This window comes from Actinoplanes nipponensis (assembly GCF_016862275.1).
Taxonomy (GTDB): domain Bacteria; phylum Actinomycetota; class Actinomycetes; order Mycobacteriales; family Micromonosporaceae; genus Actinoplanes; species Actinoplanes nipponensis.
Map to the genome: position 1 here is coordinate 103,748 of NZ_BOMQ01000059.1, position 13,558 is coordinate 117,305.

10 protein-coding genes are annotated in these 13,558 nt (G+C 76.3%); 5 read left to right on the forward strand and 5 right to left on the reverse strand.

Annotation, left to right across the window (positions count from 1 at the left end):
• Positions 1-21: 21 nt before the first annotated feature.
• A complete protein-coding gene (locus Ani05nite_RS24785; protein ID WP_203771968.1) occupies positions 22-1,533 on the forward strand; it encodes a serine/threonine-protein kinase in 1,512 nt (503 codons plus the stop codon).
• Here Ani05nite_RS24785 and Ani05nite_RS24790 read toward each other — a convergent pair.
• From Ani05nite_RS24790 to Ani05nite_RS24805, 4 genes are read right to left on the reverse strand one after another with little or no spacing between them, the layout of a single operon-like run.
• Positions 1,525-3,558: an aminotransferase class I/II-fold pyridoxal phosphate-dependent enzyme gene (locus Ani05nite_RS24790; protein ID WP_203771970.1), complete on the reverse strand. Its 2,034-nt coding sequence runs from the start codon at positions 3,556-3,558 to the stop codon at positions 1,525-1,527. The genes Ani05nite_RS24785 and Ani05nite_RS24790 overlap by 9 nt on opposite strands.
• 25 nt (positions 3,559-3,583) lie before the next feature.
• Positions 3,584-7,171 carry a thiol reductant ABC exporter subunit CydC gene (gene cydC, locus Ani05nite_RS24795; RefSeq protein WP_239130587.1) on the reverse strand — a complete coding sequence of 1,196 codons (3,588 nt, stop codon included), beginning with the start codon at positions 7,169-7,171 and terminating at the stop codon, positions 3,584-3,586.
• Positions 7,168-8,148, reverse strand: a complete 981-nt coding sequence (gene cydB, locus Ani05nite_RS24800; protein ID WP_203771972.1) for a cytochrome d ubiquinol oxidase subunit II — start codon at positions 8,146-8,148, stop codon at positions 7,168-7,170. Before cydB ends, cydC begins: the two co-directional genes overlap by 4 nt.
• An 8-nt stretch (positions 8,149-8,156) precedes the next feature.
• Complete coding sequence (locus Ani05nite_RS24805; protein ID WP_203771974.1) at positions 8,157-9,551, reverse strand: cytochrome ubiquinol oxidase subunit I; 1,395 nt, start codon at positions 9,549-9,551, stop codon at positions 8,157-8,159.
• Positions 9,552-9,625: 74 nt separating this feature from the next.
• Here Ani05nite_RS24805 and Ani05nite_RS24810 point away from each other — a divergent pair, with 74 nt between their 5' ends.
• From Ani05nite_RS24810 to Ani05nite_RS24825, 4 genes are all read left to right on the forward strand, one after another.
• Positions 9,626-9,982, forward strand: coding sequence for a BlaI/MecI/CopY family transcriptional regulator (locus tag Ani05nite_RS24810; RefSeq protein WP_203771975.1), 357 nt, complete (start codon positions 9,626-9,628; stop codon positions 9,980-9,982).
• Positions 9,979-10,902, forward strand: coding sequence for a M56 family metallopeptidase (locus Ani05nite_RS24815; RefSeq protein WP_203771978.1), 924 nt, complete (start codon positions 9,979-9,981; stop codon positions 10,900-10,902). The genes Ani05nite_RS24810 and Ani05nite_RS24815 overlap by 4 nt, the downstream gene beginning before the upstream one ends.
• A 253-nt stretch (positions 10,903-11,155) precedes the next feature.
• Positions 11,156-12,145 (forward strand): C40 family peptidase, encoded by a 990-nt coding sequence (locus Ani05nite_RS24820; protein WP_203771980.1) that lies wholly within the window; start codon positions 11,156-11,158, stop codon positions 12,143-12,145.
• Between the two features lie 99 nt (positions 12,146-12,244).
• Positions 12,245-13,147: an aminoglycoside phosphotransferase family protein gene (locus Ani05nite_RS24825; RefSeq protein WP_203771982.1), complete on the forward strand. Its 903-nt coding sequence runs from the start codon at positions 12,245-12,247 to the stop codon at positions 13,145-13,147.
• Here Ani05nite_RS24825 and Ani05nite_RS24830 read toward each other — a convergent pair.
• Positions 13,122-13,538, reverse strand: coding sequence for a MarR family winged helix-turn-helix transcriptional regulator (locus Ani05nite_RS24830; protein WP_203771984.1), 417 nt, complete (start codon positions 13,536-13,538; stop codon positions 13,122-13,124). The genes Ani05nite_RS24825 and Ani05nite_RS24830 overlap by 26 nt on opposite strands.
• Positions 13,539-13,558: the final 20 nt, after the last annotated feature.

Genomic DNA, 13,558 nt, shown 5'->3' on the forward strand with positions numbered 1-13,558 from the left:
GCGGACGGACGGTGACCGGAGATGCTGCAGGCCGGGGTGCGGCTCGGTGACCGCTACCGCCTCGACGCGCGGATCGGCGCCGGCGGCATGGGTGAGGTCTGGCGGGCCGTCGACGAGGTGCTGGGCCGGGTCGTCGCCGTCAAGGCGATGCTGCCCGGCGTCGCCGGGCAACCCGACTTCGCCCGGCGGTTCCTGGTCGAGGCCCGGGCCATGGCCAGCGTGAACCACCCCGCGGTGGCGTCGATCCACGACTACGGCCAGGACGGCGGGCTCACCTTCCTGGTCATGGAGTTCATCGACGGCGAGTCGCTGGCGCAGGTGCTGGCCCGCGGCCGCCTCGACCCGGCGACGACCATGCGGCTGCTCGCGCAGGCCGCCGACGGGCTGCGGGCCGTGCACGCGCGCGGCATCGTGCACCGTGACCTCAAGCCGGCGAACCTGCTGATCCGCCGCGACGGCAGCCTGCTGATCACGGACTTCGGCATCTCGCGGACCGAGGACGGCACCCAGCTGACGGCCTCCGGGGCGATCCTCGGCACGCCGACGTACCTGTCGCCCGAGCAGGTGCTGGGCCGGCCCGCCACCGGCCTCAGCGACGTCTACTCGCTCGGGCTCACCGCCTACGAGTGTCTGACCGGCCGGCGCCCGTTCGAGGGGGACAACCCGTACGCGGTGGCCCTGCAACGGGTGCAGGCGCCGCCGCGCGCCCTCGGCGCGGACGTCCCGGCTCCGGTCCGGGCTGTCGTGGAGCGCGCGCTGGCGACCGATCCGGCCGACCGCTGGCCCTCGGCGGGGGCGCTGGCGGCCGCTGCCCGGGCGGCCGTGACCGTCGAGCCGGCGCCCGCCCCCGTCCCCGTTCCCCCTCCCGTCCCCCTGCCGGCGTCCGTTCCCGCGCCCGTTCCCGCGCCCGTTCCCGCGCCCGTTCCCGCTGCCGCTCCCGCTCCCGATGATCTTGCTTTCGGGTCGCGCGCGTCCGGCGCACCGCGACCACGGGCGGCGGTCCGGCGCCGGTGGGCGGTGCTCGCCGCGGTCCTGGTGGTCGTCGTGGCCGGCGGCGCCGCCGTCCGGCAGGCGCTCGGCCCCGACGACCCGGTCACCCCGGGCGCCGGCGGTCCGGCGGTCTCCGGTTCGCCCGGGCCCGCCGCCGCCCCGGCGGGCTTCGTCGCCTGCGGCCCGATGCTCTGCCCGGCCGAGCCGTTGTGCTGGGCCGGCCTGACCTCCATCAGCGGCCGCGCGATGTCGCCCCGGAGCCTTCCCTGCGACCGGGAGCACACCTGGGAGACCTTCGCCGCCACCACCCTGCCGGCCGACGCCGCCGCCGGAGGCGAGGACGAACTCCTGCTGCGCGACGACATCGCGGCCGCCTGCTCGGCGCGGCTGGTGGCCGGCCGCAGCCGGGACCGGGACGTCACCCAGGGCTGGGTGCGGGATGCCTGGCCCATCGAGGTGCCCGGTACGGGTCTGCGCCTGGTCCACTGCCTGGCCCGCCCCGAGCGGGGCGAACCGTCCCGTCCCGCGTTCCGCTCACCCTGACGCCAGGCTGCGCCGCACCGCCGCGACCACCCGCTCGGCCTGCTCCACCGTCAGCTCCGACGACAGCGGCAGCGCCAGCGCCTCGGCGTGCAGCGCGTCGGTCACCGGCAGGGCCTCGCCCGCGCCGAGCGGACCCCGGTGCACGGCCGCGAAGTACGGCTTGGTCTGCACCCCGAGCTCGCCGAGCCGCCGCGCCACGGCGTCGCGGTCGGCGAAGCGGGCCACCCAGTGCACATAGCTGTGCCGGTCGCCGGCGCGCACCCGCTGGGTGGGCAGCGGCAGGTCCGCGTAGACGGCCGCCACCTCGCCGCGCCACCGGACCAGGTCGCCCAGGACCGCCAGCTGGTCCAGCGCGACGATGGCGTGCAGCTCGTTCATCAGCTCCGAGCGGGTCCAGCCGGCCGGATCGGCCAGCACCCGCTCGGCCGCCTCGGCCGGCAGCACCACCGCGCCGCCCGCGCCGCCGGCCGACAGGACCTTGGCGAAGCTCATCGAGTACGCGTGCGCGTCCGCCTGCTGCGCCACCGGCCGGCCCTGGTGCAGGCTGCCCAGCGCCGCCGCCGAGTCGGCCAGCAACGGCACCCCGGCCCGGCGGCAGACCGCGCGCAGCCCCGGGTAGTCGCACGGGTTGCCGAAGGTGTCGACCGCCAGGACCAGCCGGACGTCGCCCGGGCGCAGCGCCCCGGCGACCGCCTCCGGCGACAGCGTCCAGGTGGCCGGGTCCACGTCGGCGAAGCGCAGCCGGTAGCCCAGCTGCACGAGGATCTCGGCGGTGGCCGGGAACGTGTACGACGGCAGCACGGCCACCTCACCCGGCCGGGCCGGGCCCACGGTCGCCGCCACCATGATCCGCAGCGCGGCCGTGCCCGACGCGGTGAGCAGGACCCGCCGGTCGTCGTCGAGGTCCAGCTCCTTGCCCAGGCGCTCGGTCAGCTCCCGGGTCCACCGGTTGCCGTGCTTCACCTCGCCGCTGACCAGGCACTGCTGCTGGCGGGCCACGATCAGCTCGGGCCGGTCCGGGCGCGGCGGCACCACCACCGGCAGCGGCGGCCGGAACAGCGGCTCCCGGTCGTCGCCGATCTGCTCGATGAGCCGGGCCAGGTGCGGGCGCAACGAGCCGATCCGGTAGCCGGCCGCGGCGAGCCGGCGGGTGACCACCAGCCCCGAGCTGTCCGGCAGCCGGCGCGGGCGCTCGTGCACGGGGGACGCCGAACCGCACAGGGTGCGGATCTCGGTGGCCAGCGCCTGCAGCGGGACCGGCGGCCCGCCGACGTTGAAGACCCCGGGCCCGATGCCCCCCACGATGATCCGGCCCAGCTCCGCCGGCGGCAGGAAACTCCGCAGCGTGCCGGCGGTGACCGGCAGCGGCTGCCCGGCCCGCGCCCGGCGGACCAGCCGGGTGGCGACCCGGTCCTGGCCGGCGCCGAACGCGTTGGCCAGCCGCAGCACGGTCAGCCGGCCGGCCGGCACCACCGTGGCGACCAGCCGCTCCTGGGCCAGCTTGGCCAGCGCGTACGTCCACCGGCCGGTCGGATCGGCCGCGGCCATCCGCCGGGCCAGCGGCGCGGCCCGCCACGGCGGACAGGCGGCGCGGGCCAGGTCCCGGGCCTCGGCGCACCACGCGTCGATCTCGGCGGCCGACCAGGGCAGGACGGGCTCGGTCTCCTCGGTCAGGGGGCCGGGCGCCGACCCGTACACCTCGACGGTCGAGGCCAGAATGACCCGCCGCCCGGCCAGGGCGGGCAGCAGCCGGGCCGTGCTGATCGCGTTGTGCAGCGGCAGCGTCCACGGCCGCCGCGGCCGCGGATCGCTCGCGCCCAGCAGCACCACCACGACCCCGGGCGGCAGCGCGGGCAGGTCGTCGACGAGCAGGTCGGCGGCGACCCAGCCGAGCCCGGCCGAGGCGGTGGCCTCCGGCGGCGCCACCCGGTCCACGCTGGTGCCGGCGGCGCCGGCCGCGAGCAGGGCGGCGGCCACCTCGGTGCCGAGGAAGCCGGACCCGCCGACCAGCACGAAGCTGTTCATGCATCCTCCACAAAGGAGGTCAGTATCACCGGGCGGCGGCCACCGCGGTGTCCGCTCGCCGACAGCGGGACAGCCGCCCGTCCCGCAGCTCGTACCGGGCGTCCACCCGATCGAGGCCCTCCGTCCGATGGGTCAGCAGCAGCACCGTACGCCCGCCGGCGGCGCCCAGCAGGTCGGCCATGAGCGCCGCGGCGCCGGCCTCGTCCAGGCCCTCGGTCGGCTCGTCGAGGATGAGCAGGTCCGGGTCGGCGAGCAGGGCGCGCGCGGTGGCCAGCCGCCGCCGCTCCCCGCCGGAGATCGTGCCGCCGCCGGTGCCCAGCCACGTGTCCAGCCCGGCCGGCCGGGCGGCCAGCCAGCCGTCGAGCCGGACCCGGGCCAGAGCCGCGAGCAGCTCGGCGTCGGTGGCGGCGGGCCGGGCCAGGCGCAGGTTCTCCCGTACGGTGGAGGCGAAGACGTGGTCGGCCTCGTCACCCACCAGCGCGCTGCGGCCCAACCCGGTGACCGTCCCGGCCCGCGGGCCGAGCAGCCGGGCCAGCACGGCGGCCAGGGTGGACTTGCCGCCGCCGGAGGGTCCCAGCACCGCGATCCGCGAGCCGGCCGGCAGGTCCAGGTCGACGCCGGCCAGCGCGGGCGGCCGCGCCGGGTCCCAGCCGGCGACCAGACCGCGGATCAGAATGTCGCCGGTCGTGCCGGTCGTGCCGGTCGTGCCGGTCGTGCCGGTCGTGCCGGTCGTGCCGGTCGTGCCGGTCGTGCCGGTCGTGCCGGTCGTGCCGGTCGGGCCCGGGACCGTGGTCGGCGGTTGGGCGGTGATCTCCGCCAGCCGGATCCGTGCGCCGGCCGCGCGCCGCCGGGCCACGGCCGCGTCCGGTAGGGCAGCGACGGGCTCGCCCAGGGCGACGACCGCGAGCAGCAGCACCGCGGCCCACTCGCCGGACAGTCCGCCGGTGGAGACCACCAGGGCGGTCCCGGCGACCGCGACGCCCCAACCGAGCAGGCCGAGCGCGGCGGCCGCGCCGGCCGAGCGCGCCGCCCGCGCCTCCAGGTGGGCCAGGGTCCGGCTGCGCCGATCCGGTACGGCCAGCGCGTCCCCGCCGGCCCCCCGCACCGCCAGCTCCTCGACCCCGTCGACCGTCTCCACGACGGCGTCCCGCAGCTCGGCCCGGGCCTGCCCCGTGGCCGCGTCGAGCCGGCCGGCCTGCCGCGCGGCCAGCGTCGGCGCGGCCACCCCGCTGATCAGCAGCCCGGCGGCGAGCGGAAGGGCGACCGTGGGCAGCAGAAACACGGCGGCGAGCGTCACCACCGCCACGGTCGTCACCGCGGCGAGGGCGGGCAGGCGGCCGCGCAGCAGCCCGTCGACGCGGGCGTCCACGTCGTCGCCGACGCGGGTGAGCAGGTCGCCGCGGCGCCGCAGCCGGGGCCCGGGCACGCGGGGGATCAGGCCGGCGAAGACCTGGGCCCGCCACTGGCCGAGGCGGGCGAAGGCGACGTCGTGGGCGACGAGCCGCTCGAGGTAGCGCAGCAGCGGCCGGGCGACGGCGCTGCCCCGCACGAGCACCACGGCGGTCGACAGGGTCAGCACCGGCGGCCGGGCCGAGGCGCGGACGAGCAGCCAGGCGGCCGCCCCGGTGAGCACGATCCCGGCGAGCCAGGACGCGGCCCCGAGCCCGACGGCCGTGCCCGGTCGCCGCGCGAACCACCCGGCCACCCGCCCCACCAGCGCATTCCTCGCGGTCCTCCCGGCCCCCGGCCCGCCCGGCGCCGCACCCGGCCCGCTAGGTGTCGCGCCGGAGGTGGCGTCCACGCCGACAGTGCCGGAAGCGGACGCCGGCCGGTCGTCGGGCGGGGGAGGAGTGACGTCGACGATCCGGTCCGCCGCGGCCAGCAGCCCCGGCCGGTGCGCGACCACCAGCACCGCGCATCCCCGGTCCGCGGCCGCCCGCAGCCCTTCGATCACCAGCCGTTCGGCGTCCGCGTCGAGGTGCGCGGTGGGTTCGTCGAGCAGCAGCACCGCGGGCCCGCGCCCGGCCGCCCGCAACACCGCGGCCAGGGCGAGCCGCTGCCGTTGTCCCGCCGAGACCCCGCTGCCGTGTTCGCCGAGCACCGTCGTGGTGTCCACCTCGGACTCCAGGCCGACCGCGCGCAGGGCTTCGCGGGTCTCCTCCGGCGTCAGCCCCGGGAAGACGTCGGCCACCGTGCGCACGTGCGGCAGGGTCGGCCGCTGCGGCAGGTAGAGCAGGCCGGGCCCGGCCAGCTCGACCCGGCCGGTGACCGCCGGTTGCAGCCCGGCCAGCACCCGCAGCGCCGTGGTCTTCCCGGCGCCGGACGGCCCGCGGAGGGCGACCAGTTCCCCCGGGCGGACCGCGAGCGCGTCCAGGGCGAGCGCGTCCCCAGCGGCCCCGGGCTGCCGCACCCGGAGCCGGGCGGCGAACACCGCCGGCCGCGCCCCGCCGGCGCCGAACCGCCCCTCCCGGTCGGCGGCCAGCACCGCCGCCGTCGGCACCAACATCCCGGAGGAGGACGGCAGCCCCGCGCCGGAGGACGGCAGCTCGGCCGAGTGGGGCGGCAGCTCGGCCGAGTGGGGCGGCAGCTCCGCGGCCGAGGACGCCGAACCGGCCAAGGAGGACGCCGAACCGGTCAAGGAGGACGCCGACCCGACCAAGGAAGGCGTCGGCGAAGCGGAAGCCCCGGCCGGCGCGAGGATCTCGTCGGCGTCCGCGATCACCGCCGACGCGTCGGCGCTGGCGTGGTAGCGGGCCGCCATCTCGCGCAGCGGCCGGTACACCTCCGGCGCCAGCAGGATCACCAGCAGCGCCGGCCCGAGCCGCAGGTCACCCGCCGCGACCCGGAGCCCGGCCTCCACCGCGATCAGCCCGACCGACAGCGTGGCGACCAGGTCCAGTGCCGTCGAGGACAGGAACGCCACCCGCAGCACCCGCAGGGTCGCCGTACGGTGCCGGTCGGTCATCTCACGGACCACCGTGGTCTGGCGCTCCGCGCGCCCGTACACCCGCAGGGTCGTCAGCCCGGCCACCACGTCGAGGAAGTGGCCCGCCAGCCGCGCGTCGGCGGCCCAGGCCCGTTCGGCCCGCTCCCGGGTGGCCCAGCCGATCAGCGCGCCCAGCACCGGGATCAGCGGCAGCGTGACCAGCGCGATCAGCGCCGACGCGGGGTCGGTGACGGCCATCGCGACGATGACCAGGGGCGGCAGCGCCACGCCCAGCACGAGCGCCGGCAGGTAGCCGGAGAACCACGGGCGCAGCGCGTCCAGGCCGCTGCCCAGCACGGCGGTGAGCCGGTTGCCGCCGAAGCGGGCCACCCAGGCCGGGCCGTGGCGCAGGGCCGCGGCCAGCGCCGCGCGGCGCAGCTCGTCGGTCACCGCGGCCGCCGTGCGCTGGGCCACCACCTGTTCGGCCCAGGTCAGCGCGGCGCGCAGCAGGAACGCCCCGGCCAGCAGGGCCAGCGCGTCGTGGCCGGTGACGGTCCGGGCCAGGGCGACGGCGACCGCGACGGTCGCGGCCGCCTGGCCGGCGCCGAGCAGGGCCAGGACCCCGATTCCGGTACGGCTGGCCCGCGCGTGCCGCAGCAGCCGCGGGTCGAGCGGCCCCCGGCTCACGACGCCACCCGCTCGCTGGCCACCCGGCGGCGGAACACCCAGTACGAGAACGCCTGGTAGACCAGGACGCCGGGCAGCACCACGACGCCGGCCACGCTGATCAGCCGCAGCGCGGAGTCCGTGGCCGCCGCCCCGGCCATGGTCAGCGACCAGGCGGGGTCCAGCGTGCTGCGCAGCACGACGTCGCCGTGCGCGGTGAAGACGGCCACGACCGCGCCCGCGACGCCCAGCGCCGTACCGCCGAAGGCCAGGGCCTCCCGGCCGCTGCGGGCCAGCATCGCGATGCCCACGCACAGCACCGCCGCGACCAGCGCCGGCCGTGACCCCGTACCGGAGCCGACCGCGACCAGGGCGGCGGCGCCGCCGGTGGCGAGCGTGCCGCCGAGCCGGCGGGCGCGCTGGTGCACCGGGCCGGTGGTGCGCAGGGTCACGAAGGTCGCGCCGATCAGCAGGGCGGCGAACAACGCCGCGCCGGCGCCGGCGAGCGCCGCCCAGCTCAGCAGCGGCGCGGTGCTGCGGCCCACGCCCGTGCCGGTGACCTGGCCGTCGGGGCCGAGGGCGAGTCCGTGGGTGAGCACGCCCAGCACCGCACCCCAGAGCAGCACGATCCCGGCGGAGCTGGCGGCCAGGGCGGCGTCGCAGCGGCGGCGCCAGCGCGGCCCGTCGCCCTTGCCGCGGAATTCCAGGGCCACGCCGCGCACCGCCAGCAGCAGCAACAGGGCGGCCATGGGCAGGTAGAGGCCGGAGAGCAGGGCGGCGTACCAGGCGGGGAAGGCCGCGAAGGTCACCCCGATCGCGGCGACCAGCCAGACCTCGTTGCCGTCCCAGAACGGGCCGACGGTGCGCACGACCGCGCCCCGCTCGTGGTCGTCGCGGCCGAGGACCGGGGCGAGCAGGCCGACGCCGAAGTCGAAGCCCTCGAGGACGAAGAACAGCACCCAGCAGAGCACGACCAGCGCGAACCATACGGTGATCACGACGCTCCTCAGTAGACCGGGACGGGCTCGCGCTCGGCCGGCTGCTCGTCGGCCGGGGTGAGCGGGGCGGGGACGGCGAGCGGCTGCCGGGACAGGTGGCGGATCAGGCGCAGCCAGACGGCGGCCAGGATGCCGTAGACGACGGCGAAGCCGATCAGGGAGACGAGCACCTCGGCCCGGGTCAGGCCGGGGGAGATCCCGTCGGCGACCCGGGAGATGCCGAACGCGAGCCAGGGCTGGCGGGCCGTCTCGGTGAAGACCCAGCCGAAGGTGTTGGCGGCGGCCGGCAGGATCGGGATCAGCGGCAGGAAGCGGACCAGCAGCCGGTGCGCCGGCCGGTTCCCGCGGGTGCTCCACAGGTAGTACGCGGCCACCGCCGCGGCCAGCATGCCGATGCCGATCATCAGGCGGAAGCTCCAGAACGCCACCGGGATCATCGGGATGTAGCTGCCCGGGCCGTACTGGGCGGCGTACTGGGCCTGCAGGTCGTCGATGCCCTGCACGGTCGCGTTCGGGTCGCCCTTGGCCAGCACCGACAGCAGCCAGGGGATCTCCAGGCTGAAGAACGGCCGGCCGCCGTCGGGGCCGCCCAGGGCGAAGACGGAGAAGGGCGCGCCGGTGGTGGTCGCGTACAGGGCCTCGGCGGCGGCCATCTTCATCGGCTGCACCTGGGTGATGACCTTGCCGAGGTGGTCGCCGGTGAGCGCGGTGAGGGCGCCGCCGGTCAGCGTCAGCCAGGCGCCGAGCCAGGCCAGTGTCCGGAACGCCGCCTCGCCCGCGGCGCGCAGCCGCCACACGCCGATCGCCAGCAGCAGCGACCCGCCGGCCATGGCCGCGCCGGCCAGGGTGTGCGGGAACGCGGCCAGGTTCACCTTGTTGAGCAGCAGCGCGCCGAAGTCGTCCAGGTGCGCCCGTCCGGTCGCCGGGTCCAGCGAGTACGCGACCGGGTTCTGCATGAACGAGTTCGCGGCCAGGATGATGAACGCGGACAGCACGGTCCCGACGGCCACGACGACGATCGTGGCGGCGTGCAGTTTGCGCGGCAGCCGGTCCCAGCCGAAGTACCAGAGCGCCAGGAACGTGGCCTCCAGGAAGAACGCGAGCATGCCCTCGATGGCCAGCGTGGGGCCGAACACGTCGCCGTAGAAGCGGGCGAAGGCGCTCCAGCCCATGCCGAACTGGAACTCCTGCACCAGCCCGGTGACCACGCCGACGGCGAAGGTGACGATCAGCAGCTTGCCGACCAGCTCGGTGAGCTGCCGGTGGCTCTGCTTGCCGGTCCGCAGCCAGGCCAGGTGCAGGCCCGCGGCGGCGCCGGCCAGGCTGATCGACAGCGGTACGAAGAAGTAGTGGTAGATCGTCACGACCGCGAACTGGAGCCGGGTCAGGTCGAGCACGTCCATGGCTGCCCTCTCTACGACGTCTCGTAGTAGATACTACGTCGCGTAGTACGACGCCGTGCAGTAGAGTGGGTCACATGGCCCTGGGAGACCTCGAACGCGAGGTCATGACGCAGTTGTGGAACGCCGGTGAGCCGCTGACCGTGCGCCAGGTGCACGAGCGCCTGAGCCGCGACCGCGAGCTGGCGTACACGACCGTGATGACCGTGCTGGACCGGCTGGCCAAGAAGGGCGTCGTCACCCAGCAGCGCGCCGACCGGGCGTACCGCTACACCCCCGCCCAGACGCGGGAGGAGATGACGGCCGCGCTGATGCTCGACGCGCTCAGCGCCGCCCCGGACGGCGTCCGCGACGCGGCCCTGGCCCACTTCGTCGGCCGCCTCGACCCGTCCGCCCTCACCGCCGCCATCGAGGCGGCCCGGAAGGGCAAGTGACCGCCCTGCTGCTCGGCGCGCTCGGGCTGACCCTCTCGCTGGTCGTGCCCGGCGTCCTGGCCGGCGCCCGCTGGCCCGACCGCGCGCCGGTCGCCGCCGTCGCGCTCTGGCAGAGCATCACCCTGGCCGGCGTGCTGTGCGCCCTGGGCGTGGTCCTGGCCGGGCCGCAGGAGCTGGTCGGCGAGCTGGGCGCGGACCGGCCGGCCGGGGCGGCCGCGCTGGTCTTCGCGCTGGTGGTGGCCACGGTCATCATCGGCCGGTTGCTGGTCTCGCTGGTGCGGGTGAGCCTGCGCTCGCGGGCCCGCCGGTCCCGGCACCGGCTGCTGGTCGATCTGCTGGACACCGCCGAGCGCCACGGTGAGCTGCCCGCCGAGGTGCCGGCCGGGCTGCGGGTGCTCGACGGGGAGCTGCCGTTCGCGTACTGCCTGCCGGGCCGCTCGCCGCGGGTGGTGCTCACCGGCGGGGCCCTCCGGGTGCTCGACGCCGCGCAGGTGGCCGCGGTGATCGCGCACGAGCAGGCCCACCTGCGGTACCGCCACGACGTCGTCATGGAGTCGTTCACCGCGTTCTACCGGGCGGTGCCGGGTCCGCTGCGCAGCCGGGCGCCGCTGGACGCCGTGCACCTGCTGCTGGAGATGGTGGCCGACGACGCAGCCCGGCGGCGCTGCGGCGCGGCCCCGCTGCGGGGCGCGCTCGCGCTGCTCGGCGACGCGGTCAGCCCGGACGCCCCGGCCGATCTCGGCGACGCGGCGGCCGAGCGCCGCCGGCGGCTCGACCGGCTGGCGGTCAGCGACCGGCCGTCCGCTACCGTGCTCCTCACGCTCGTGGCGGTGCTCGGCGCCGCCGCGCTGCTGGTGTTACCCACCGTGATCGTGGTGTTGCCGTGGCTCGACCGGGCCCTCTCGGCGTGGCCCCTTTAAGTCCTCCTTAATTACTCCGCGTCACTCGTCGTTAAGCGAAGTGTGTCCTGATACCTCCGGGTTCAGCGGGACAGTGATCGGGAGTACGGTGGTGCCGGCTCGGCAGTCCCCCCTCGTCCGAACCCGGGCGAACTGACGGGCCACCGCCCCACGGGGATCAGGCCACAGCAGCATCGCGGCCGGGCGCGCTTCCCGCCCGGGCCGGTGAGCTGATCCGGCGGCGGGCCGAGGGAAGAAAGGACACCGCACCTACGTGAAACGGATTGAGGCGCGACGCGCCGCAATTCTGCGCGGCATCGCCTGCGCGGTCGCCGCGGTCGGGATGCTGCTCGCTCCCGGGGCGGCCCATGCGACACCGTCCCCGTCGAGCATCGAGAAGCAGATCGACGAGCAGTGGAACAAGCTGGAACCGGTCATCGAGCAGTACAACAACGTGCACAACCAGCTCCTCAAGAACCAGGCCCAGCTCCGGAAGATCGACAAACGGCTCGCCCCGCTGGAGCTGGAGGTCGACCTGGCCATGTCGCAGGTGGGCACCATGGCGGGACAGGCTTACATGCAGGGTTCGCCCAGCGCCATGAAGGCCATGATCGTCAGCGGCTCGCCGACCGGCCTGACCGAGAAGCTCACGTTCCTCGATCAGCTCAGCCGGCACCAGCGCGAGTCGGTCTCCGGGGCGGCCAAGCTGCGCGACCAGCTCGCGGCCGACAAGCGCGACCTGAAGACCCTGACCGACGCGGTGGCGGCGCGCGACAAGGCGCTGGCCCAGCAGAAGAAGGACATTCAGAAGAAGGTCGACGAGCTGCAGAAACTGCGGATCAAGGCGTACGGCGCGAGCGGCGTCGCCGACGGTCCGTTCAAGACGGGCCCGTGCCCGGTCAACTACACCGACGACAAGGGCGGCCGGGCGGCGCAGAAGGCGTGCGACCTCATCGGCAAGCCGTACGTCTTCGGCGCGGAGGGCCCGGGCGGCTACGACTGCTCCGGGCTGACCAAGGTGGCGTGGGCCGTGGCCGGCGTGCACCTGGAGCACTACACCGGTGACCAGATCGGCGAGGGCCGGGCGGTCAGCCGCAGCGAGCTGCGGCCGGGCGACCTGATCTTCTACGGCAGTCCCGTGCACCACGTCGGCCTCTACGTCGGCGGCAACACCATGGTGCACGCCCCGCACACGGGCGACCACGTGCGGATGGCGTCGATCGACCGCAGCGGCGCCATCACCGGCATCCGGCGGCCGGGCTGATCCCGCACCGCGCATGACGAGGAGGCCGCCACGACCGTGGCGGCCTTCTTCGTTCCGGGGGTCCGCTGACGGCCCCGGCGTCGCTGCGAAAATGGGCCGGTGTTCCCCGCCGCGTTCACCCGCAACGTCACCGGCACCTGGGGCGACGACGGCCGGCGGTGGCTGGCCGCGCTGCCGGGGCTGGTCGATGCCGTCGCCCGGGAGTGGGGGCTGACGGTCGGTACGCCGTACCCGTTGAGCTTCCACTTCGTCGCGCCGGTCCGCCGGGCCGGCGGCGCGCCCGGGGTGCTCAAGCTCGGACCGGCCGCGGCCGGTCACGTCGCGCGGGAGGCCGACACGCTCGGGTTCTTCGGCGGCCGGGGCGCGATCGGGGTGCTGGCCCGCGACGACGACCGGGGGGCGCTGCTGCTGGAGCTGGCCGAGCCCGGCGTGACCCTGCGGTCGCTGGTGCGCGACCGCGACGAGCAGGCCACGGCCGTCCTGATCGGCCTGATGCGCCGGCTGCACCGCCCGGCCCCGGACGGGCTCGCGCTGGAGGAGCTCTCCGCGCGGGTCGCCGCCTTCGACGCCCACCTGGCCCGCTACCCGGGCGACCGGCCGATCCCGCGGCGCCTGGTCGAGCGGGCCCGCGAGTTGTGGGTCGCGCTGTGCGCCTCGGCGCCGGCGCGGGTCGTGCTGCACGGCGACCTGCACCACGAGAACGTCCTGGCGGCGCGGCGGGAACCGTGGCTGGCGATCGACCCGCACGGGGTGCTCGGCGATCCCGGCTACGAGCTGGGCGCCGCGCTCTACAACCCGATCGGCGGCGACGAGCCGGTGCCGCGGCTGCTGCCGGCCCGCGTCGAACAGTTCGCGGCCGGGCTCGACATGCCGGTCGACCGCGTCGTCGCCTGGGGTTTCGTGCAGGCGATGCTGTCGGAGGTGTGGTCCGCCGAGGGCGGTTCCGGCCGGCCCGGCCCGGCGCTGCGGGTCGCGCTCAGCCTGCTGCCGCGCCTGCCCTGAGCAGGGTCAGCAGCCGGACCAGCTCGGCGCGCTCGGCCTTGCTCAGCGGGGCCAGCAGCTCGTCCTGGATGGCCGCCGCGCGGGCGGCCAGCTCCGCGACCCGCGTACGCCCGCGCGCGGTGATCGTGACGACGTTACGGCGCCGGTCGGCCGGGTCCGGGCGGCGCTCGACGTAGCCGGCCTCGGTCAGCTCGTTGAGCGCGGCGACCACGTCGCTGAAGTGGATGCCGGTACGCCGGCCGAGATCGGCCTGGCTGGCCGGGCCGGTCAGCAGCGGCTCCAGCAGCCGGTAGTGGTAGCCGCGCGCGCCGATCTCGGCGAAGCGCTCGGTGACCAGGCGGCCGGCGTGGGCGGCGGTCTGGGTCAGCAGCCAGCTGGGCAAGTGCTCCATCCGCGGAGAATACCATTTGC

Bases quoted from the DNA above. Each gene is read 5' to 3' on its own strand.
- Ani05nite_RS24785 (WP_203771968.1), top strand. From the start codon at position 22: ATGCTGCAGGCCGGGGTGCGGCTCGGTGACCGCTACCGCCTCGACGCG.
- Ani05nite_RS24790 (WP_203771970.1), bottom strand. From the start codon at position 3,558: ATGAACAGCTTCGTGCTGGTCGGCGGGTCCGGCTTCCTCGGCACCGAG.
- Ani05nite_RS24805 (WP_203771974.1), bottom strand. From the start codon at position 9,551: ATGGACGTGCTCGACCTGACCCGGCTCCAGTTCGCGGTCGTGACGATC.
- Ani05nite_RS24810 (WP_203771975.1), top strand. From the start codon at position 9,626: ATGGCCCTGGGAGACCTCGAACGCGAGGTCATGACGCAGTTGTGGAAC.
- Ani05nite_RS24830 (WP_203771984.1), bottom strand. From the start codon at position 13,538: ATGGAGCACTTGCCCAGCTGGCTGCTGACCCAGACCGCCGCCCACGCC.